Genomic DNA, 19,354 nt, shown 5'->3' with positions numbered 1-19,354 from the left:
TCGCTCATGAGCCCAACCCTCTTCCCTATTCTGGAGAATCAAACAGAGGGGGCTGGTCAATGTGAGCCACCGGACCCCTCCGTCGCTTCCTGGTCTCGAAATTCTCCAGCGGGCCAAGGATTCGGACCACAGTGGCATTGTACAACCAGCTAAGATTTCCCTCTTTTTCCAGTCTTCCGCTCACTTGAAGCGCCAGATCCTCCTCATGCGCCCGAATCGCTTCATGGTAGTCCTCTTCGTCAGCGAGCCTAACCCGCACCTTCTTGGGCAAGCTGGATGAAATTGATTCCACGCCGAATACACCCGGGCTGCCAGCCTGCTTTTTAGCAAGCAGGTGAACCCGGCCAATTATCGTCACATACTGGGGGCCGGTATCCTCGGCCAGTTGCTGAGCGGCTTTACCTAGAACCTCAGCATCAGACCCCTTAAGCTCAAAGTGGACTGACTGGGATCCGCCGGCCGGGACCGCTGGATCCCAGTCAACTGTTATATCCGCCCCGTCAGACATCGCGGCCATCCCGAGAAGCGCGTTTGTCATCTCGTATGAAACGCCGTTCGGAACGCCTTCAATGAAGCCAGAAAGAGTGCCAAGACTCCTGAAGTGCTCGACGGCTTCCAAAGTGGCTTCAACCGCCTTGACCACAGCCTCACTCACCGAGCGAGATGAGACCGACCCCAAACCTTCAAGTGCAGGCTCGGGCTCAGACTTCAGTGGAACGCCAGCCGTTGGCGGGACAAAGGCAGTCACGATGTAACTCCCCGGCGCCGTCTGCCCCATCAGCACTTGGTCAAGGTACCTACTGGCGAAGCGACCATGCCGATTAACAAAATGACGCTCCGGCCCCAGATAATACTTGGCCCCAGCAATCATTGCGCGTCGAGCCGATTCAATCAATTGCTCACCGCTGCGCCAGCCAATTAGCCCACTAGGAGCAGCCGACTCTCGCCGAAAGCGAAACTCATCCGAACTACTTACCGCCAGCTTAGGAAATACGACACGTCCCCAGAAGTCGGGATCCTGGGCAATTTGATCAAGAGCCGCAACCATCATCTCACGGTAATCTGGATCATCCTGATCCAGGGGGAGCAACAAGGAGGGGGACCGCGACCAACTGGGACCATCACCGGGTGGCGCGAGACGTAGATAGATTCCTCGGCGGCCGCCGGCAAGCGTCCAGCCGGACTCCCCAAGTAGGATCGCGAGCTTTTCCGGGTTAACCCGCTCCGCCAGAGCGGAAGCAGAAGGCTCAGCCATGAAGCGGATCACCCCTGTCGACTCGGTCCATGAGCTTAATTAGCGTCTGCGCATCAAATATGTCGCTCGTGGAGATCTTTACGCTAGGCCTCTGAACGCCGGCGTCAACTTCCATACCCTGCAAATGCTTCCAGTAACACGCCCTCCTGGTCAGCAGGCCGTCATGAGAAGCTTCCGTCCAGTCGGCTTGGACCACCGGCGTAGTCATAACGATCAGGATGGATTTGAAGTTACGGCGATTCTTGGCCAGGTGGTCGAAGTACTGACGCTTAGTGAACTGGTAGCTGAAGGTGTCTCTCGCCGGGTTCGGCGTCACCTGAGTAGTGCACTTGAGCGCGGCCAGGAGCATGACCTCCTCCTCCAGCGGGGTGGCTGGAGGGCGGACAAATGCCAGGTCCATGCCCCACAGGTCAGCGCTCACACGCTCCACAGTGCATCCAGCCGTAGCAGCCACGCTAGTCACGTACCCGAGCTGAAGCAGCTCCATCATGTCCGTGACTGTTTTGGGGTCTACGGCCTGGATGTGGCTTTTGCGCGGCTTCTTCTCAGTTGCAGCCTCGCCCGACGCCATAGGCCCACCTCCCCGCGTGAAGCCTAGATCAAGGAGGCGCGCAGCACAGGACTTCCGACAGCATCAGCATGGTCGAACACTAGTGCGGCACTCTGACAGCGCCAACCCTCGGGGTTGGCGTGGGCAGTCAGGGCCGGGAGTGCCGAACCCATCCGGCCCTGGTTCGGGCTCTGGAGAAATCCTGGAGAAGATCTTGGAGCGCTGCCGCTGGAGTACCAATGCAGACCAAGACAGACCAACGCTCTGAACTGCACCTTTGGCAGGTCTCGCAGTTCAGCGATCTTCCAGGGCCTAATTCGGGACGAAGAGGCCGTGGGTTCAAATCCCGCCACCCCGACCCAGTGCAGAGGCCCTGCCGGAGAGATCCGGCAGGGCCTCTGTCGTGTGCGTGCACGGCCGGGTGACTGGGACTCAGGGGTGGGGCACGAGGGTGCGGGTGGGATTTCGGAGTGGGTGTCAGTGGGGGGCGGCGGCGGCGTAGAGGGCGTCGCGGACGGCGGGGAGGGCTTCGCGGTCGGCGCGCCAGACCAGGCGGAGGTGGAGCGGGGGGACCGGGGTCGCGGGGGTGAGGCGGCTCAGGGTGCCGGCGGCGAGTTGGTCGCGGACGGCGAACTCGGGGAGCAGGGCCATGCCGAGGCCGCGTTCGGCGCAGGCGCGGGTGGTGGCCACGCCGCCGGTGTGGACGCGTTCGACCTCGGGGCCGAAGAGGCGGTCGGCGGCGAGGCGGAAGGAGCAGGCAGCGGCGTTCACCAGCAGGCTCTGACCCGTGGCGGGGGAGCCGGGGGCCGCGACCAGGGCGAGCGGGACGTCCTCCAGGTCGAGGTGGGCGAGGGGGACCGGCGGCAGGGCGAAACCGAGTTCGCCGAGCGGCCCGGCGGTGTCCAGGAGGAGCGCGGCGTCCACCCTCCCGGCGGCGACCCCGTGCAGCAGGCCGTCCCGGGCCGCGTCGGTGTGCAGGGCGACGTCGAGGTCCGGGTGGCGTTCGGCGAGCCGGGCGAGGACCCGGGGCGCGTGGGTGGCGGCGACCGTCTCCAGGGCGCCGAGCCGCAGGACCGGGCGGGTGCCGGCGACCTCGCGGCGGGCCTGCTCGGCCTGGTCCAGCAGGCGGCGGGCCCAGGGCAGCAGGCGGTGGCCGGCCCGGGTCGGCGTCATGCCGCGCGGTGAGCGCTCGAACAGCGCGGTGCCCAACGAGCGTTCCAGGGTGCGGAGTTGCTCGGAGACGGAGGAGGGCGCGAGGCCGAGGGCGACGGCCGCGTCGGTGACCGTGCGGTGGACGACGACCGCCTCGAAGGTGCGGAGCTGTCTGAGTTCCATGCGCGGTCCGTCCCCCTGGTGTCCGACGCGGGAGTCCAGGGTACGGCTCCCGGCGTTCGGGTTGCCCGAACGCCGGGTCCGGGGCGGGCGGTGGAGCGCGGGGCGGTCGGGGCCGCAGGGTGGGCGGCATGCCGAAGGAACACGAGGGGCGGGGCCGCGCGCTCGCCGGGATCGCGCTGGGGTACTTCGCGGTGCTGCTGGACACCACCGTGCTGTCGGTGGCCGAGCCCGATCTCGCGGCCTCGCTGGGGAGTTCGACGGCCGGGCTGCAGTGGGTGGTGACCGGGTACAGCGTGGCGTTCGGGGCGGTGCTGCTGTCCGGCGGCGCGATCGCCGACCGGTACGGCGCGCACCGCGCGTTCCGCTGGGGCATCGCGGCGTTCGGCGCGGGGTCGCTGCTCAGCGCGCTCGCGCCGGGCCTGCCGGCGCTGGTGGTGCTGCGGGCGCTGCTGGGGGTCGCGGCGGGGGCCGCGGTGCCGGCGAGCATGGCGATGATCGCCCGGCTCCACCCGGACGCGGCCGAGCGGGCCCGGGCGGTGGCGGTGTGGGCGGCGGTCAGCGGCTGCGCGATGGCCTTCGGGCCGGTGGCGGGCGGGGTGCTGGTCGGACTGGGCGGCTGGCGCGCGGTGTTCTGGGCCAATGTGCCGCTGACCGCGCTGGTGCTGGCGCTCACCGCGGGCCGGGTGGTGCGCTGCCCGGGCGGCGGGCGGCCGGTCGACTGGTGGACGCAGCTCGCGGCCTGCGCCACGCTGGCGGCGGCCACCGACGCGCTGATCGGGGCCGGGGCGGGTGCGTGGGCGCGGGCCGGCTGGTCGGGGGTGGCGGCGCTGCTCGCCGGGGCGGTCTTCGTCCGGCGTGAACGGCGCAGCCACGCCCCGGTGTTGCGGACGGACGTGGTGCGGGCGCCCGGGATGCGGCGGGTGCTGCTGGCCGGGGCGGCGGTGAACTTCGCCCTGCTGGGGCTGTTGTTCCTGCTGCCGCTGCTGCTGCGGGACGGGCGGGGGCTGTCCCCGGTGGCGGCCGGGGCGGCGTTCCTGCCGATGACCCTGCCGCCGGGGTTCAATCCGCTGCTGACCGGGCGGATCGTCGCCCGGACCGGTCCGTGGCGGCCCGCCGTGGGCGGGTTGGCGCTGCTGGCGGGCGGGTGCCTGGTGACCGCGGCCTCGGTGGCGGCCGGGGCGCCGTACCCGGTGCTGGCGGTGGGGCTGCTGGGCGCGGGGTTCGGGGTGTCGTTCGCGCTGCCGGCCCTGGTGACGGCGGTGGTGTCGACGGCTCCGGAGGGGGCGGCGGGCACGGCCGGCGGGCTGCTGAACGCCGGCCGGCAGGTGGGGGCCACGCTCGGGGTGGCGGTGCTGGGGGTCTTCGCGGGCTCCCCGGGCCGGGCGGGGGCGGCGCTGCTGCTGCCGGCGCTCGCGTGCGCGGCGGCGGGGCTGCTGCTCGCCCGGCGGACGAGGTGGCGGACGGGGCGGCGGACGGCCCGCTAGGGCAGGGCCCGGGAGGGCAGGGCCCGGGAGGACAGGGCCCGGGAGGACAGGGCCCGGGAGAGCGGAAGGCAGCAGGAGGACGGGCCCGCCGGTGGGAACAACCGGCGGGCCCGCGCGGGTGCGGGGACGGCACGCCCCCACCCGCACCGTCAGTCCGTGGTGAGCGGCGCCACGGTGACGATGATCGAACAGGACGGGTCGCCTTCGCCCTGCTGCAGGATCACCCCGACCCGGTCGCGGCGGGCGGGGTCGCGCGGCAGCGGTGTCACGTCGACCAGACAGGACTCGTCCAGCTCGACGTAGCGGCCGAAGTCGCACTCCATGGCGACGGCCATCACCGGCGTCCCGTGGTGCAGCGCCTGCGCGGCCTGCCGGGCGGCGTCCAGCAGCAGAGAGCCGGGCACGTGGTCGACCGGGTGGTCGAAGTGGACCGGGTGGTGGGTGTCCACCCGCAGCTGCCAGCGCCGGGCGCGGTCGCCGGCGGAGAGCGCCACCTCGTGCGGCACGGCGCGGCCGGCCCGGGCGGCCTGGATCGGGGCGGGCAGCGGGACGGCGCGGGCCATCATCTCGGCGGCGTCGCCCTTGGCGGCGCGCAGGCGGCGGTAGATGGCCGGGGTCTGGACGGTGAAGCGGGTCTGCGCGGTGGCGATCGGCTCGCCGTCCCGGCTGACCACGTAGGCGAGCGTCAGCGCGGCCACCCGGTTGCCGCGGCGCACCACGTCCTGGCAGACGGCGTCGACCTGCACCTCGTCGTACCCCTCGCCGGACTGCCGGGCGTGGGCGGCGGCGTGCGCGGCGGCGTGCGCGGCGGCGTGCGCGGCGGCGTCCCCGGCGACGCGCTGCGGCGGGACGGTGCCGCGCTGCGCCGGCGCCGGTTCGCCCGCGTCGGCCCGCAGGCCGTCCGGGATCAGCGCGTAGCCGAAGTGGTCCCAGATCAGCTGGTGGCCGATCGGGACGTCGAACGCCACGTGCGAGAGCAGCGGGAAGGTCTGACGGATCGTCTCCACCAGTAGCATCGGGTCGTGGTGACCGTCGCGGACGCCGTAGGCACGGTGGTCGCGCGGCCACCGCGCGGTGATCCGGTAGGAGTCCTCGGTGAGTTGCTCCCAGCCGGTCAGCAGCACCTCCTCGGCCGCCCGCTTGTGTACGTACTCCTTGGGTACGGCGACCGGCACGGCGGCCGGCCCGGCGACCGCCGTGGTGGTGGCCGCGCCCGCGGCCTCCCCCTCGACGGGCCCGATCGCGTCGATGTCGTTGGTCATGATCGTGCTGTGGACTGTGCGAAACATGGATGCACTCCCCCAGAGTGGCCACAGGCTAGGCGAAAGATCGGTGCTCCGGTGTGTACGCCGGGCGCCCATGACCAATAACATAGAGGTCGTTCTTTTTGTTTGTCGAGGAGTTTGGAGCTACTCGTGGCAAGAGCCAAGCAGGAGAGAGCCGTACGCACCCGCGAGACCATCCTGAGGGCCGCCGCGCAGATCTTCGACGAGTACGGCTACAGCGGGTCCAGCGTCAGCAAGATCATCAACCTGGCCGGGACGACCCAGGGGGCGATGTACTTCCACTTCAAGTCGAAGGAGGAGCTCGCCAAGGCGGTCATGGACGAGCAGGCCTCCGACCTGGACCTGCCGGGCCAGCCGACGGGTCTGCGCCAGCTCGTGCGGATCACCCTCTACCTGGCCGACGAACTGCGGGAGAACGTGCTGCTGCGCGCCGGCGTCACCCTCGCCGTCGAGCAGGGGCAGCTCGGACTGCGCGACTTCACCCCGTACGAGATGTGGGCCGAGCAGTTCCGCGCCGAGCTGGAGGCCGCCCGGGTGGCCGGTGAGCTGCTCGACGACGTCGTGATCGAGGAGCTCGCGCAGGTCCTGGTCGCGGCGTACACCGGTTCGCAGATCATGTCCCACCTGCGCACCGGGCGCGCCGACCTGCCGGAGCGGATCGTCCAGCTGTGGTGGTTCCTGCTGCCCGGCGTCGCACCCGCACCGGTGGTCGCCGAGCTGCGCACGACCCTGCTGGAGCACGGGAAGCAGCCGGCATGACCGGGGCACGGGGGACGACACGGGGGAACGGGCCGGGGAACGGGCCGGGGGACGGACCAGGGGACGGCCGGGAACCGGACGGCGGGCGGGCGGGCGCCGACGGGCCCACCGTCCTGCTGACCGGGGCGGGCGGCTTCATCGGCTCCGCCGTCCTCGCCGCACTGCGCGCGCTGCCCGGGATCGGCGAGGTCCGGGCGCTCACCCGCTCGTCCGCACCGGCCGGCACCGTCCCGGTCGCGGCGGACCTCGCCGACCCGGCGACGCTGCGCGGCGCGGCCGAGGGCGCCGAGGTGCTGATCCACCTCGCCTCGGTGGTGAGCGGCCCCGAGGAGGAGTGCGCCGCCGTCAACGTGCACGGCACCCGGGCGCTGCTGGCCGAGGCCGGACGGGCCGGGGTCGGCCGGATCGTCCACCTCTCCACGGCCGCGGTGTACGGGGCCGGCCCGCACCGCGGTCTCGGCGTGGACGAGGTGGCGCCGGCGCCCGTCTCGGCGGCCAGCCGCACCCGGCTGACCGGCGAAGGGGCCGCGCTGGAGGCCGGGGCGGTGGTGCTGCGCGCACCGCTGGTGCTCGGCGCCGGCGACCGCTGGGTGGTGCCCTGCCTGGCGGACCTGCTCCGCCGGGTACCGGCCCGCTGGGACGGCGGCGGGGCGCTGCTCTCCCTGGTCGCGGTGACGGACCTGGCCCGGCTGATCGCGGACCTCGCCGTCGCCCCGGACCGGGCGGCCGTCCCGGCCGGGGTGCACCACGCCGGACACCCCCGGCCCGTCACCACCGCCGAGCTGTTGGCAGCGCTCGCCGGACACGGGGTGCTTCCACCGGTGCCCGACGCCGACTGGCCGTGGGAGCGCTGCACCGCCGAACTCGGCCGGGTGCCCGGGGCGTACAGCGAGCGGCAGTTCGAACTGCTGGCCCGTCATCACTGGTACCGCAGCGAGGAGATCTGGCGGCTGACCGGCACCGATCCCGGACCGGGCCCGCTGCACCGGCTCGCCGACGCCGCGCCCTGGTACCGGTCGCACCTCGCCGGGGCGGCCGGCGGAGCGCCCTCCGGGGCGGCCTCCGGGGGCCGGTCGTAAAGGTCCAGGATGGCCCAACCTCCGTGTCTTTGCGGGCATTTGCAAAGGAAGTGCCAAAGCTGCCGGAGGATCCGGGCGATACCGCGCATGTGCGGCAGGCCGGGGCGTAGCGTCGGAGTGTCACCGTGCCGGTACGCACCGGCGCGCCCCGACTGCGCGAAGGAGCCCCGGCGGCCATGTGGTTCGTCCCCCCTCACCCCCGGACAGCCCTGACGACGAGGCACCCCGCAGCCGCCCGGCCCTGTCGCTCGGGTGCGGCCGGCGACGCGGACGCCCACCCGCGGCGGGGGCCCGTCGGCCGGACCGGCGGTGCGCGATGAAGCAGGAACGCGCCCAGCACACCCACCGGACCCTGCTGCACGCCGCCGCCACGGAGTTCGACCGGCACGGCTATGCGGGCACCTCGCTGGCCCGGGTCAGCCAGACCGCCGGGGTCACCATGGGGGCGCTCACCTTCCACTTCCCGTCCAAGGCCGCGCTGGCGGACGCGGTCCGCGCGCACGCGGCCGCGCTCACCCGGACGGCGGTCGCCCGGGCCTCCGGTACGGACGGCCGGCCCGCGGCGGGCGTGGTCGAGCTGATCGACACGCTGACCCGGCTGCTGGACGAGGAGCCGAGCGTGCGGGCAGCCGCCCGGCTCACCTGGGAGCAGCCGGAGTCGCCCGGCAACTGGCACGCGGACTGGAGCCCCGACCTGCGCGACCGGCTGGCCCGTGAGCGGACCTCCGCGCCCGCGCCCGCGGCCGAGGACGCCGACGCCGGCGAGCCCGGCCTCGACAGCGCGGACCTGGAGGCCCTGGCCCACTGCCTGGTGGTCGGCTCGGAGGCGCTGCGGCGCGGGATCGTCCCCCTCGGCGGCGGCGATCCGGCGGCCCGGACGGAGGTCCGCCGGCGGCTGGGACGGCTCTGGCGCCGCGCGGCGGCCGGGCCGCCCGCCCCGGGCGCACACCGCTGACCGGCGCGTCCACCACCTCGCCCCGGACCGACCCGCCTCCGCCCCGGATCGACCCGCCCCCGCGCCGGATCGACCCGCCCCCCGCGCCGGGCGCTTCCCGCCCGGCCGCCGGGCGCCAGGACTTGCCAAAACCGATTCACGGCCCGCAAGGGACTCAAAAACAAAGCGATCGTTCGCTATTCTTTGAGGGACGGCATCTCATGGCACCACTCGACCCCGGGGAGCTCAGATGGACGCGCACACCCTGCCACCGGCCGGCGAAGCGACGCTCTCCCGGTTCGCCGAGCAGGTCTTCGCCCACCTGACCCGGGTGGACCAGCGCCGCTGGGCCCGCGCCTACCTGCGCGGACTGCTCACGGCCCCCGGCCGCAAGTCCCTGTCCAACATGGCCGCGAGCCTGGCGACCGGGCCGACGGCGACCACCGCCTCGCTCTCGCTCCAGCAGTTCATCAACGGCAGCCCCTGGGACTGGCGCCCGGCCCGCCGGGTGCTGGCCCGCCTCGCCGCCGACGACCGTCCGGTCCGCGCCTGGACGGCCACCCTCGCCGTCATCCCCAAGCGCGGCGACCAGGTGGTGGGCGTCCACCGCCGGTTCGACCTGGAGACCGGGCGCACCGTCAAGTGCCAGGCCGCGCCCGGCCTGTTCGTCGCCACCGACCGGGACGCCGTCCCGGTGGACTGGTCGCTGGTGCTCGACCCGCACTGGACGGACGACCCGCAACGGCGCGCCCGCGTCCGGCTCCCCGACGGCCTCGCACCGCAGTCGTCCGGCGAACTGCTGCTCGGGATGGTCGACCGGCTCGCCGGCCTCCTCCCGGTCGCACCGCTGGTCGCCGACCTCGGCGTGGCGGACGAGCCGCTGCGGCTGGCCGGCGCGCTCGCCCGGCGCAACGTCCCGTACCTGCTGGAGGTCCGCGGCGGCCAGGTCTTCCGGCCGGTGCTGCAGGTGACCACCGGCGGCCCCGGACGCGGCCGGCCGGGCACCCTGACGGCCGAGGAGTTCTTCCCGCACCGCCGGCCGCGGACCCCCGGCGCCCCGCAGCCGGTCCTGCGCGGCACGCCCGTCCTGCTGCCCGCCCCGCCCGGCACCACCGGCACCGCCGGCTCGACCGGCGTGACCGGGCCGCACGGCTCACCGGTGAACCGGCTCTGGGCGCACGGCGGTCCCGGGGGGCCGCGGCGGTACTGGCTCACCAACCTGGCCGAGGACGCCCCGGCCGTGCTCGCGCTGCTGGACGCGGGCGCGGCCACCCGGACCACCGTGGACCGGCTCGGCTCGGACTTCGGCCTGCTGGACTTCTCCGGGCGCTCCTTCACCGGCTGGCACCACCACATGACGCTGGTGGCGGCCGCGTACTCCCTCGGCCGTGACCTGCCCGCCCGTGACCTGCCCGGACTCGGCCTGCCCTGCCGCAAGCTGCCCGGACGCGCTCCGGAGATCGCCCGGGAAGGCCTCCGGACCTCCGCCTGACACCAGCCCGACGACTCTCCGAGGACGTCCGTTCGCCTTGCCCGAGATCCCCGCCCCGGTCGACGGTCCCCGTGCCGGCGCACGCGTGCGCGCAGCCTTCCCGCCGTTCCGGGCGAGCGGTCCGCCGCCTCGTCCGGCCGGCCGGAGCCCCCTCGGCGACCGCTCCCGGACGCCCGGCGCCCGGGGGCGGTCCGGCGGCTGCGCCACGCCCCCCGCCGGCCGCCCCCTCCACCCGGCCGACGCCGCCCCGAGGGGCGTTCCCGCGAGGGCCGAAACCGGCGCATGACGCTCGCCCCACCGCCCCGCGAACCCGCTCGCGCCTTCCGGTCGAGCCGCCGTCTCAGGCCGGCACCAGCTCGTCCGGCCCGGCCGGCCCGGCCGCCCCGGCCTCCCGCCGGGCCGCCGCGACGATCCCCGCCAGCGCGGCCCGGCTCGCCCCGAGCGTCAGCAGCTGCCGGTCGAGCAGGTCGAGCCGCTGCTCCAGAACCTCCAGCATGCAGGGGGCCACCGCGCCGTCGCCGCCCACGCACGGCAGCACGTCCCGGATGGCGCCGGTGGAGAGCCCCGCCCCCAGCAGGGCCCGGATGTTGCGGACCACGGCCGGCGCGTCCTCGCCGTACCGGCGGTGCCCGCCCTCCGGACGGCGGGCCTCCAGCAGGCCCTGCTCCTCGTAGTACCGCAGCAGGCGGACGCTGACCCCGGTCAGGGCCGCCAGCTCACCGATCCGCATCCGACACCCCGCGCCTCCGCTCGAATCTCAGACGAACGGGAGATCGTACCGTGATCAGCAGAACAAGAACCGAGATCATGCACCAGATCGGGCATCAGACCTTCGCCTTAGGCGGGGATCTGACGGTCCGCCGGATCGGACTGGGCACCATGCGCCTCGCCGACACCCCGGACGTCGATCCCGCCGAGGCCGTGGTCTGGCGCCCGCCCACCGCGCGCTCCGCCGCGCTGAACCTGCTGCGCACCGCCGTGGAGAACGGCGTGCAGCTCATCGACACCGCCGACTCCTACGCCCTCGGCGGCAGCGAGGAGCTGATCGCCGAGGCGCTGCACCCGTACGCCCCGGACGTCGTGGTCGCCACCAAGGTCGGCATGACCCGTCCGAGCCCGTCCGAGTGGGTCCCGGTCGGCCACCCCGCCTACCTCCGCCAGCAGGCCGAGCTGAGCCTGCGCCGGCTGCGGGTCGGGCGGATCGACCTGCTCCAGCTGCACCGCATCGACCCCGGGGTGCCGCTGGCCGACCAGATCGGCGCGCTCAAGCAGCTGCAGGACGAGGGCAAGGTCCGGCACATCGGCCTCTCCGAGGTCACCGTCGGGGAGCTGGAGCAGGCGCTGGAGATCGCTCCGATCGCCACCGTGCAGAACTGGTACAACCTGGCCACCCGCCGGCACGACGAGGTGGTCGACTTCACCGCCGCGCGCGGCATCGCCTTCCTGCCGTTCTTCCCGATCGCCCTCGGCGGCCACGCGGGCGAGGACAGCCCGGTCACCGAGGTCGCCCGCGAGATCGGCGCCAGCTCCGCGCAGACCGCGCTCGCCTGGCTGCTGCACCGCTCGCCCAACATCCTGGCGATCCCGGGCACCACGTCCGAGAAGCACTTGGTCGAGAACCTGGGCGCGCTGACCGTCGAGCTGACCGACGAGCAGTACGCCCGCCTGGACGCCGTCGCCGCCGGGGCCGGGACCGAAGCCGGTGCCGGAGCCGGAGCCGGGGCCGCGGCGGGCGACTGACCGGTCGGCGGCGCGTTCCGCCGGCCCCGGCACCGGAAAGGGCCTCGACCCCCGTGAGGCCCTCTCCCACGCCGCCGCACCCACCCGGCCCTCGTCCGGATCCGCCGGTGACCCCGGCCGTCCGCCGACGCCGCTGGAGCAGGAAGTCGACCGATCCGACTTTCCACTCCAGCCCCGGTTCCACCGGCCCGGCCCGGCCCGACCGCGCGGCGGGGGCGCCACCGGCCGGTCGGACGGCCGGCGGCGCCCGTTCGGCTACCCGGCGACCACCGCGGACCCGTCGAGCCGGCCGCTGCGGTGGAGGGCGTGCAGGGCCGCCGCGCAGAGCAGGCCCAGGACGGTGAGCCCGAGCCAGGGCAGGGCCGACAGCCCCGCCGAGCGGGCGGTGTCGAGGGCCGCGCCGGTCAGCAGGTTCCCGAGCGTGATCCCGATGCCGCAGACGGTGTTGTAGAGCCCGTAGTGGGTGGCGACCAGGCGGTCCCCGGAGAGCCTGACCACCGTGTCCATCTCGAACGGGTAGGCGACCATCGTTCCCAGCGCCAGCAGCAGCGCGGCCAGGGCCGGCGGTCCGACCGCCAGCGCCCACCGCCCGGTGCCCGACCCCGGCACCGGCAGCCCCGAGCTCACCAGCAGCGGGACGAACGCCGCGCCCATCAGGACGAGCCCCACGCCCAGGGCCGCACCGGGGGCGATCCGGGCCCGGCACCACCTGGTCACCCGGGTCTGCAGCAGAACCGTGCCCAGCCCGGAGACCACGAACAGCAGCGCCGTGGCCGCCGTACCGCCGCCGCCGTCCCCGCCCAGCCGTCGGACCTCCAGCGGCAGCGCGAGGTACACCTGGAACGACAGCACGTACGCTCCGGTCATCGCGCCGGCGAAGAGCAGGAACGGCCGGTTGGCCAGCACCCCGCGCCACTGCGCGAGCACCCCCGCCCGCTCCGGCCCGCCGGCCGGCTCCGCTCCGCGCCGGGCGGGCAGGGCGCGGATCTGCACCACGCTCAGCACCGCGAACACCCCGGCGGCGGCCAGGCACGTCGTCCGGAAGTCCACCGCGGTCAGCGCCATGCCCACCAGGGGCCCGAGCAGGATGCCCGCCTGGTAGAACACGTTGAACAGCGCGAAGGCCGCCACCCGCTGCTCCCCGGCGTCCCGCGCCAGGTAGGCGCGCACCGCCGGGTTGAACAGCGCCCCGGCCAGCCCGGTCGCCGCCGACGCCGCGATCAGCGCGGGCAGCGAGGCGGACACGCCGAGCGCGGCGAAGCCCACCGTGCGCAGCAGGCAGCCGGCGACGATCAGCGGCTTGTAGCCGAGCCGGTCGGCGAGGGTGCCGCCGACCAGGAACATGCCCTGCTGGGTGAAGTTCCTGATGCCGAGCACGAGTCCGACCGTCCAGCCGGCCAGGCCGAGCGTCCCGGACAGGTGTGCGGCCAGGTAGGGCATCAGCATGTAGAAGCCGAGGTTGATGGTGAACTGGTTCACCATCAACAGCCGCACGCTGCGCTCGTAGCCCCTGAACTGGGCGAGCATGCCGATCACTCGGGATCCCCGGCGGCCAGCGGGTCGACGACCGTGGCGCACCTGGTCCAGCGGGTGACCTCCTTGTCCTCGGGGTGGGCGATCTCGTCCGGCTCGTCGGCCGGCGGGCGGTCGAGCAGGTCGTGGGCGGCGCAGTACTCGTCGTCGTACACGGTGCCGAGGTAGCGCTGCGGCCCGTCCGGGAAGACCGCCGCGATGCGGGTGCCGGCGGGCTGCGTCCGGGCCAGCCAGCCCGCCACCAGGGCGACCGCGCCCACGCTCCACCCGCCGGTGGCGTAGGACGAGGCGGCGAGGCGGCGGCAGGTCCAGACGGCTTCGGCGGGGGCGACCCAGTGGACCTCGTCGAAGCTGTCGTAGGCGACGTTGCGCGGCAGGATGCTGGAACCGAGGCCGCGCATCAGCCGGGGACGGGCCGGCTGGCCGAAGATCGTCGAGCCGACGGTGTCCACGCCGACGACCCGCAGGCCGGGGTGGAGCCCGCGCAGCACCCGGGAGATCCCGGCGGAGTGCCCGCCGGTTCCGACACTGCACACCAGCACGTCGATGTGCCGCAGCTGGGCGGCGAGTTCGAGTGCCAGCGGGGTGTAGGCGGTGGTGTTGTCGGGGTTGTTGTACTGGTCCGGGCACCAGGAGCCGGGGTGACGGGCGAGGAGTTCGGTGACCCGGTCACGCCGGGCCTGCTGCCAGCCGCCCCGCGGGTGCGGGGTGTCCACCATGTCGATCTCGGCACCGTGGGCGGTGAGCAGCCGGGTCATGGAGGGTTCGAGCCCGGGGTCGGTGACCAGGGTCACCGGGTGCCGGTACACCATTCCGGCGAGTGCCAGGCCCAGGCCCAGCGTGCCGCTGGTGGACTCGATGATCCGGCCGCCGGGGCGCAGTTCGCCCCGGGTGCGGGCCCGCTCGACCATGTGCAGCCCGGGCCGGTCCTTGATGCCGCCGGGGTTGAAGCCCTCCAGCTTGGCCCAGAAGCCGCGGCCCGCGGGTGCGTGCGGCTCGCCGATGTGCAGCAGCGGGGTGTTGCCGACCAGGCCGATGAGGGCGGAGCGGTCGGGCGGAGTGGTGATCGAGGTCATGTCTCGTTTCCTGTCGATGGTTTGGCGGAATCGGAGCTCGTGATGACCACGGAGCTCCTATATCCGCCACCGACCGGTGACGAGCAGCGGGCCTCTCGGCCCGGGGGTCGGGGTGGCACCTGTCGGGCCCTCCGGAGGGGTGCCGGGCAGGTCCGCTTCGTTCCCGCCGCCGGTGGGGGCGGCAGCGGGACCGGGCGCCGGGACCGGCACGGTGGGGCGCGTGTTCCGGGCCGTCCCCGCCTCGGCCGCCGGGCTGTCGCAGTGCGGGGCGGCCTGTGCTTCCGCGGTGGACGTCACATGCGCTCGGACGGCGGCGGGGGCACCGGTGTGCTGCTGTCCGCAGTCGACGGCGAGCAGGGGGAGCAAGCTCAGGAGAAGGGCCAGGAGCCGAGTGGGCATGGCGGGACTCCGCGCGGCTGCGCGAGGGCAGCAGCGATCGGTAGCGGTGGGGTTGGGATGCCGACGGAGGCGCGGGGGTGCGCTTGGGCACGCCTGCGCCCGGGGCGGCTAGACCCTCAGATTCGCGACCTGATGCGGAGTTTCGGGCGCGCGCCGGCCCGTGGGCGGTGCCGCAGGGAACGGGTCCGGTTCGTCGCCCGTCGTGGCCGGTGCCACGGGCAGCGGCGTCGCTGTGTCGGTGGAAGGCCCGTCCTCAGGCTTCCCGGAGAGGCACTCGGCTGCCGGGTGGTCGGCGGCGTCGCCCTGGCCCTGTTGCCCTTCGTGGTGCGTCGGCTCCACGGATCCCTGGTGGACCCCCGAGACTGCCTGCACCTGACCGGCGTGGCCGACCCCGCCCTCCGGGCCGAGCCCGTGCGCCGCGAACACCGCCACCAGCAGCGCACCCAGCCAGAGCAGACGCGTCACCACCCCGCGAGGGCGGACGCGTCGTGCGCGGAACGGCAACCAGACGGTGACCACATCGTCATACTAACCCGCCCACCGCGCGTTTCTGACGGACAGTTGAGACGGGGGCCGGGGGTCTTGGCAGGGACGGCGCTGGGCCTCGACCGGCCGCCGGTCGAGGCCCATCGCCGAGCTGAGCTCAGATGGTGCCGAACTCGCCGGCCTGGACGGCGGTCACGAAGGACTGCCAGGCGGAGGCGGGAAAGACGAGCGCGGGGCCGGCAGGGTCCTTGGAGTCACGGACGGGAACGACGTTCGGGAGGCCGGGGGCGACCTCGATGCAGTTCCCACCGTTCTGGCTGTAGCTGGACTTCAGCCACGCGGCGCCGATCAGGTCTACGGGGGCGGTGCGGCTCATGGTCGGAGGTCCTTCCGGGCTGCGCGGATCACTTCGAGGGATGCCACATCCGAACTGGATCCCACCTGGAGCCGATCGTAGTCCCTGGCCCACAGGGTGACTGTCTGGGATTCCCTGGTGAGGAAGCCGCGCTCTTGGGATTCGGTGTACCCCAGCATGCTGCGGTCCGCCATGGTCAGCAGAACGACCGGCAATGCGAGGGTTCGGCGCTCGCCCATCGAGAACGGCGCCACCTGAATGATAGTCCGGGGGCGGTCCGCCAACTCCGCCAGATGTTCGAGTTGTTCCCGCATCACCCGCGACCCGCCCACGATGCGACGGAGGCAGCTTTCATCCAGAACAGCGTGGACGAAAGGCGAGTTCGGGCCGTTGAGACGCTGTTGGCGAGTGAGAAGGTAGGAGACCCTCCCCTCGGCCGCCTCCTCCGTGATGACACCTCGTCGCACATCTGCTGCGGCCATCGTCTCGGCGTAAGCCCTGGTCTGGAACAACCCCGGAATGACGCCGAGCTCGAACTGGCGCAGCTCGACAGCCTTTGCCTCGTGAGCCACATACTCCGGGAATCCCTCCAGCAAGGCAGGGCCGTTGAGGCTCCAGTACATCAGTTCTAGCGTCCCACCGGTGTCCAACACTTGGTCAGCCACGCGGACCCAGTCGAGTGTGGGAGTGCGCGTACCTCTTTCGAGGTTGGAGACCTGGCTGTCACTCAGGTTCGTGAGTTGCCCCAGCTGCACTTGGCTAAGCCCCGCCGCCTTGCGTGACCTGCGGAGTTGAACGCCGAAAGCCGCAAGGGGAGATGTCGCCGGGTCAAGTTCCGTCTCGCGCATGATCAGGCCTCTTCGATCCCTGAATCCCACGGGGATATCTGTCAATTGGGGATGCCTTCCGATCCTAGGGCGCGGAGGTCCACCATGGCTACACCCCGTGAGAGATCCGGGACCCTGCGCAATCAATGGAGCCCCCATGCCCAGCCCCCGCATGCCCATTTACGCCCCCACCGTCGGGGAAGTCGTCCGGGACCTCGGACACCGGGACTTCTCCGGCAATCCCGTCGAGGCCGTCTACATGGACACCCTCGCCGGACTCGTCTACCTGCGCCCCGAATCCGGGGGCTGCGAGTGGACCACCAAACCCGAGTTCGTCCAGGCCCTCGCCTCGCCGCGCTTCATCAGCGTCCAGCACCCCAGCCGGCCCCGCACCGCCGACGTGGCGTGAAGCTGCTCGCCACCGCCCTCGGCGTCCCCGCCCTCAGTGCCCTCGCCGCCACCGCCGCCTGCTGGCCCATCCACGACGGGCCGCTCGCACCCCAACTCCTCATATCCGGGCTGATCCTCACCACCGGCATCTGCGCCGGACTGCCCGCCTGCTTCACCTGGCTCTCACACGAACAGGAGCACCCCCCAATGCCGCACCACCTCCCCACCATCCTCACCACCCCGCCCCGCCGACGCCTCGGCCACCAAACGCTCGTCCTCAACCGCGACGGCGCCGTCCTCCTCGTCGCCACCGCCTACCGCAACGGCCTCACCCTCCCCGGCGGCAGCGCCGAAGCCAACGAACTCCCCCACCTCGCCGCCCGCCGCCACACCGAAACCGAAACCGGCCTCGTCCTCCCCCTGCGCCACATCCTCGCCACCGACTACGTCGACGCCCGCACCCTCCCCGAAGGCATCAACTTCGTCTACTGGGGCGGAACGTTGACCAGCGCGCAGGAAACCACCGTCGCCCGCCACCGACCCCCCGCCACCATCACTGCCGTCCACTGGCTCCACCCCCACCAACTCGCCGACGCCATGCCCCCCGACCAGCACCGCCGCACCCTCCACGCCCTCACCGCCCTCACCCGCGGCATCCACCTCCCCTTCCTCCTCCGCGGCACCCCCGCCGAATAGCCCGACCCCCCACCACGAACACGACCCCGGGGCCCGGAACCAGCTGGTTCCGGGCCCCGGGACCGCTCTCCGAGGGTCAGTTGGTCTGGTAGCGCGCGGCGGTGAAGTCGAAGCCGGGCGTCAGGTCGGGCTTGGTCACGTTGGCGGTGCCGGCCGTGACCAGGCGGTTGCTGGAGTCGAGGGCGACGCCGCGCGCCGACGCGCCGCCGGTGCCGAACGGCGTGGTGACGATGCCCGACGCGCCCCAGCTGGTGTCGAGGAGCCCGTTGGACGTGTACCGGACCACGGTCTGCACGCCCGTGACGGGGTCGGTCGGGAAGGGCGAGATCTCGCCGCTCTCGCCGGCCGCGTAGATCTTGCCCGCCGGGCCGATGGCCACCGAGCGGGCCTCGTCGCCGAGGAGGCTGACCTTGGTCGTGGTCCTGCCCAGGGTGCCGAAGGAGAGGTTCAGGCTGCCGTCGGCGTTCAGTTCGGTCAGGCCGAAGGAGCCGGTCCCGATGATGTTGAACGGGTCGACCGACTGCGCCAGGCCGACCAGGACGATCTTGCCGTTGTTGCCGCCGTTGGTCAGCGCGATGCCGAACGCGAGGTCGGACAGCAGGCCGAAGGAGACGTGGGCCGAGCCGGCGGTGCCGAAGGTGGTGTCCAGGGTGCCGTCGGTGTTGAACCTGGCGGCGAGGAAGTTGTCCGAGGCGGTGGCCGCGTTGACGTTGAACCCGGCGGCGATCAGCTTGCCGTCGTTGCGCTGGGCGAGGCCGAAGAAGTGGCTGGAGGCGCCGAGCTGCAGCGTGGTGAGCCCGAGGCCGCCGCCGAAGGTGGTGTCCAGGCTGCCGTTGGAGTTCAGCCGCACCAGCAGGCCGTTGGGCCCGGCCGCGCCGGCGCCGACGATCTTGCCGTCCGGCTGGATGACCAGGCCGCGGATGCCGTCGCCGAGGCCGCCGGAGACGTTGAGCACGACCTTGCCGCCGGTGCCGAAGGAGGTGTCCAGCGTTCCGTCGGTGTTCAGCCGCGCGAACGCGACGTTGGCGGTCTGCTCGTTCAGGCCGGCCAGGCCCGCGACGACGATCTTCCCGTCGGACGGCTGGATCGCCACGGCCCGGGCGAAGCTGGTGGTGGGGGAGCCGAGGATCGAGAAGGCGACGGTGCCGGGGACGGGGCTGGAGGCGCCGAAGCTGGTGTCCAGCGACCCGTCGGTGTTGTACCGGGCCAGCGCGAACTGGGAGTCGCTGGGAGTGGCGACGATGTTCTGCCCCACCCGGCCGGCGGTGACGATCTTCCCGTCGGAGGGCTGGATCGCCAGGGCGTTGGCGACGTCGGGCAGCGAGGGGGTGCCGCCGAAGTCGGTGGTCACCTTGCCGGCGGTGCCGAAGGTGGTGTCCAGCGCCCCGGGGGTGGCGCTGGCGGGGACGGCGGTGACGAGGGCGATGGCGACGCCGGTCGCGGCGGCGAGGCGGCGCGCGCTGATCATGCGCATGACAGACTCCTCTTTCGCTGAGGGGGAGGCCGGGCGGGAGCCCGGGAACGACGGACGCCCACGGGCGCGCTCCGTTTGCGCGCATGCCCGAGCGGGCGGGAGGGAAGGATCGGTGCGGGAACGTCTGGCCGCATGACGGCATCGGTGGATGCGGTGTGCGGGCCAGGAGGGGCGTGCCGTACGGAGGGTGACGGATCCGTCCGG

19 protein-coding genes are annotated in these 19,354 nt (G+C 72.9%); 8 read left to right on the top strand and 11 right to left on the bottom strand.

Annotation, left to right across the window (positions count from 1 at the left end):
* Positions 1–25 precede the first annotated feature (25 nt).
* The 3 genes from ACFVVL_RS22045 to ACFVVL_RS22035 form a co-directional block, all read right to left on the bottom strand.
* Positions 26–784, bottom strand: coding sequence for a hypothetical protein (locus tag ACFVVL_RS22045; protein WP_387677714.1), 759 nt, complete (start codon positions 782–784; stop codon positions 26–28).
* 463 nt (positions 785–1,247) lie between these two features.
* Complete coding sequence (locus ACFVVL_RS22040) at positions 1,248–1,826, bottom strand: DUF4365 domain-containing protein (RefSeq protein ID WP_387677711.1); 579 nt, start codon at positions 1,824–1,826, stop codon at positions 1,248–1,250.
* A 456-nt stretch (positions 1,827–2,282) separates the two neighbouring features.
* Positions 2,283–3,140 carry a LysR family transcriptional regulator gene (locus ACFVVL_RS22035; protein ID WP_387677708.1) on the bottom strand — a complete coding sequence of 286 codons (858 nt, stop codon included), beginning with the start codon at positions 3,138–3,140 and terminating at the stop codon, positions 2,283–2,285.
* Positions 3,141–3,268: 128 nt separating this feature from the next.
* Here ACFVVL_RS22035 and ACFVVL_RS22030 point away from each other — a divergent pair, with 128 nt between their 5' ends.
* Entirely contained in the window at positions 3,269–4,624 is a 1,356-nt protein-coding gene (locus ACFVVL_RS22030) for an MFS transporter (protein WP_387677705.1), read from the top strand.
* A 149-nt stretch (positions 4,625–4,773) separates the two neighbouring features.
* Here the strand turns inward: ACFVVL_RS22030 and ACFVVL_RS22025 are convergent, their stop codons facing one another.
* Positions 4,774–5,913 carry an AfsA-related hotdog domain-containing protein gene (locus tag ACFVVL_RS22025; protein WP_387677702.1) on the bottom strand — a complete coding sequence of 380 codons (1,140 nt, stop codon included), beginning with the start codon at positions 5,911–5,913 and terminating at the stop codon, positions 4,774–4,776.
* 126 nt (positions 5,914–6,039) lie between these two features.
* Here ACFVVL_RS22025 and ACFVVL_RS22020 point away from each other — a divergent pair, with 126 nt between their 5' ends.
* The 4 genes from ACFVVL_RS22020 to ACFVVL_RS22005 all read left to right on the top strand — a co-directional run bounded on the left by ACFVVL_RS22020 (position 6,040) and on the right by ACFVVL_RS22005 (position 10,174).
* A complete protein-coding gene (locus ACFVVL_RS22020; RefSeq protein ID WP_380296207.1) occupies positions 6,040–6,669 on the top strand; it encodes a ScbR family autoregulator-binding transcription factor in 630 nt (209 codons plus the stop codon).
* On the top strand, positions 6,666–7,748 hold the full coding sequence (locus ACFVVL_RS22015) for an NAD-dependent epimerase/dehydratase family protein (RefSeq protein ID WP_387677698.1): 1,083 nt from the start codon (positions 6,666–6,668) through the stop codon (positions 7,746–7,748). The genes ACFVVL_RS22020 and ACFVVL_RS22015 overlap by 4 nt, the downstream gene beginning before the upstream one ends.
* Positions 7,749–8,064: 316 nt before the next feature.
* On the top strand, positions 8,065–8,703 hold the full coding sequence (locus ACFVVL_RS22010; RefSeq protein WP_387677695.1) for a TetR family transcriptional regulator: 639 nt from the start codon (positions 8,065–8,067) through the stop codon (positions 8,701–8,703).
* A gap of 229 nt (positions 8,704–8,932) precedes the next feature.
* The gene (locus tag ACFVVL_RS22005) at positions 8,933–10,174 is read left to right on the top strand and encodes an IS701 family transposase (protein WP_387677692.1); all 1,242 of its coding nucleotides are present in this window, start codon (positions 8,933–8,935) and stop codon (positions 10,172–10,174) included.
* Between the two features lie 340 nt (positions 10,175–10,514).
* Here ACFVVL_RS22005 and ACFVVL_RS22000 read toward each other — a convergent pair whose 3' ends face one another.
* Positions 10,515–10,904 (bottom strand): MerR family transcriptional regulator, encoded by a 390-nt coding sequence (locus tag ACFVVL_RS22000; RefSeq protein ID WP_387677689.1) that lies wholly within the window; start codon positions 10,902–10,904, stop codon positions 10,515–10,517.
* Positions 10,905–10,981: 77 nt separating this feature from the next.
* On the opposite strand from ACFVVL_RS22000, the gene ACFVVL_RS21995 reads away from it, so the two are divergent.
* Positions 10,982–11,914 carry an aldo/keto reductase gene (locus ACFVVL_RS21995; protein WP_387677686.1) on the top strand — a complete coding sequence of 311 codons (933 nt, stop codon included), beginning with the start codon at positions 10,982–10,984 and terminating at the stop codon, positions 11,912–11,914.
* Positions 11,915–12,169: 255 nt separating this feature from the next.
* Here the strand turns inward: ACFVVL_RS21995 and ACFVVL_RS21990 are convergent, their stop codons facing one another.
* The 5 genes from ACFVVL_RS21990 to ACFVVL_RS21970 all read right to left on the bottom strand — a co-directional run bounded on the left by ACFVVL_RS21990 (position 12,170) and on the right by ACFVVL_RS21970 (position 16,611).
* Positions 12,170–13,441 (bottom strand): MFS transporter, encoded by a 1,272-nt coding sequence (locus tag ACFVVL_RS21990; RefSeq protein ID WP_387677857.1) that lies wholly within the window; start codon positions 13,439–13,441, stop codon positions 12,170–12,172.
* Positions 13,442–13,446: 5 nt separating this feature from the next.
* On the bottom strand, positions 13,447–14,523 hold the full coding sequence (locus tag ACFVVL_RS21985; protein WP_387677684.1) for a PLP-dependent cysteine synthase family protein: 1,077 nt from the start codon (positions 14,521–14,523) through the stop codon (positions 13,447–13,449).
* A 507-nt stretch (positions 14,524–15,030) separates the two neighbouring features.
* Positions 15,031–15,441 (bottom strand): DUF6153 family protein, encoded by a 411-nt coding sequence (locus ACFVVL_RS21980; protein ID WP_387677681.1) that lies wholly within the window; start codon positions 15,439–15,441, stop codon positions 15,031–15,033.
* A 124-nt stretch (positions 15,442–15,565) separates the two neighbouring features.
* Entirely contained in the window at positions 15,566–15,784 is a 219-nt protein-coding gene (locus tag ACFVVL_RS21975) for a DUF397 domain-containing protein (RefSeq protein WP_380298636.1), read from the bottom strand.
* On the bottom strand, positions 15,781–16,611 hold the full coding sequence (locus ACFVVL_RS21970; protein WP_387677678.1) for a helix-turn-helix domain-containing protein: 831 nt from the start codon (positions 16,609–16,611) through the stop codon (positions 15,781–15,783). Before ACFVVL_RS21970 ends, ACFVVL_RS21975 begins: the two co-directional genes overlap by 4 nt.
* Before the next feature lie 136 nt (positions 16,612–16,747).
* Between ACFVVL_RS21970 and ACFVVL_RS21965 the strand changes: the two genes are divergently transcribed.
* On the top strand, positions 16,748–16,999 hold the full coding sequence (locus tag ACFVVL_RS21965; protein ID WP_387670594.1) for a hypothetical protein: 252 nt from the start codon (positions 16,748–16,750) through the stop codon (positions 16,997–16,999).
* Complete coding sequence (locus ACFVVL_RS21960) at positions 16,996–17,676, top strand: NUDIX domain-containing protein (protein WP_387677675.1); 681 nt, start codon at positions 16,996–16,998, stop codon at positions 17,674–17,676. Before ACFVVL_RS21965 ends, ACFVVL_RS21960 begins: the two co-directional genes overlap by 4 nt.
* 76 nt (positions 17,677–17,752) lie before the next feature.
* Here ACFVVL_RS21960 and ACFVVL_RS21955 read toward each other — a convergent pair whose 3' ends face one another.
* A complete protein-coding gene (locus tag ACFVVL_RS21955; RefSeq protein ID WP_387677672.1) occupies positions 17,753–19,150 on the bottom strand; it encodes a delta-60 repeat domain-containing protein in 1,398 nt (465 codons plus the stop codon).
* Positions 19,151–19,354: the final 204 nt, after the last annotated feature.

It is taken from the genome of Kitasatospora sp. NPDC058115 (genome assembly GCF_042884635.1).
Lineage (GTDB): Bacteria > Actinomycetota > Actinomycetes > Streptomycetales > Streptomycetaceae > Kitasatospora.
Note: the sequence above shows the minus strand (reverse complement) of the source record. Positions and strands in the feature narration are given on the sequence as shown.

Excerpts from the sequence above, each read along its gene's own strand:
- ACFVVL_RS22040 (WP_387677711.1), bottom strand. The coding sequence starts at position 1,826 with ATGGCGTCGGGCGAGGCTGCAACTGAGAAGAAGCCGCGCAAAAGCCAC.
- ACFVVL_RS22035 (WP_387677708.1), bottom strand. The coding sequence starts at position 3,140 with ATGGAACTCAGACAGCTCCGCACCTTCGAGGCGGTCGTCGTCCACCGC.
- ACFVVL_RS22030 (WP_387677705.1), top strand. The coding sequence starts at position 3,269 with ATGCCGAAGGAACACGAGGGGCGGGGCCGCGCGCTCGCCGGGATCGCG.
- ACFVVL_RS22025 (WP_387677702.1), bottom strand. The coding sequence starts at position 5,913 with ATGTTTCGCACAGTCCACAGCACGATCATGACCAACGACATCGACGCG.
- ACFVVL_RS22015 (WP_387677698.1), top strand. The coding sequence starts at position 6,666 with ATGACCGGGGCACGGGGGACGACACGGGGGAACGGGCCGGGGAACGGG.
- ACFVVL_RS22010 (WP_387677695.1), top strand. The coding sequence starts at position 8,065 with ATGAAGCAGGAACGCGCCCAGCACACCCACCGGACCCTGCTGCACGCC.
- ACFVVL_RS22005 (WP_387677692.1), top strand. The coding sequence starts at position 8,933 with ATGGACGCGCACACCCTGCCACCGGCCGGCGAAGCGACGCTCTCCCGG.
- ACFVVL_RS22000 (WP_387677689.1), bottom strand. The coding sequence starts at position 10,904 with ATGCGGATCGGTGAGCTGGCGGCCCTGACCGGGGTCAGCGTCCGCCTG.
- ACFVVL_RS21995 (WP_387677686.1), top strand. The coding sequence starts at position 10,982 with ATGCACCAGATCGGGCATCAGACCTTCGCCTTAGGCGGGGATCTGACG.
- ACFVVL_RS21990 (WP_387677857.1), bottom strand. The coding sequence starts at position 13,441 with ATGCTCGCCCAGTTCAGGGGCTACGAGCGCAGCGTGCGGCTGTTGATG.
- ACFVVL_RS21985 (WP_387677684.1), bottom strand. The coding sequence starts at position 14,523 with ATGACCTCGATCACCACTCCGCCCGACCGCTCCGCCCTCATCGGCCTG.
- ACFVVL_RS21975 (WP_380298636.1), bottom strand. The coding sequence starts at position 15,784 with ATGAGCCGCACCGCCCCCGTAGACCTGATCGGCGCCGCGTGGCTGAAG.
- ACFVVL_RS21970 (WP_387677678.1), bottom strand. The coding sequence starts at position 16,611 with ATGCGCGAGACGGAACTTGACCCGGCGACATCTCCCCTTGCGGCTTTC.
- ACFVVL_RS21965 (WP_387670594.1), top strand. The coding sequence starts at position 16,748 with ATGCCCAGCCCCCGCATGCCCATTTACGCCCCCACCGTCGGGGAAGTC.
- ACFVVL_RS21955 (WP_387677672.1), bottom strand. The coding sequence starts at position 19,150 with ATGCGCATGATCAGCGCGCGCCGCCTCGCCGCCGCGACCGGCGTCGCC.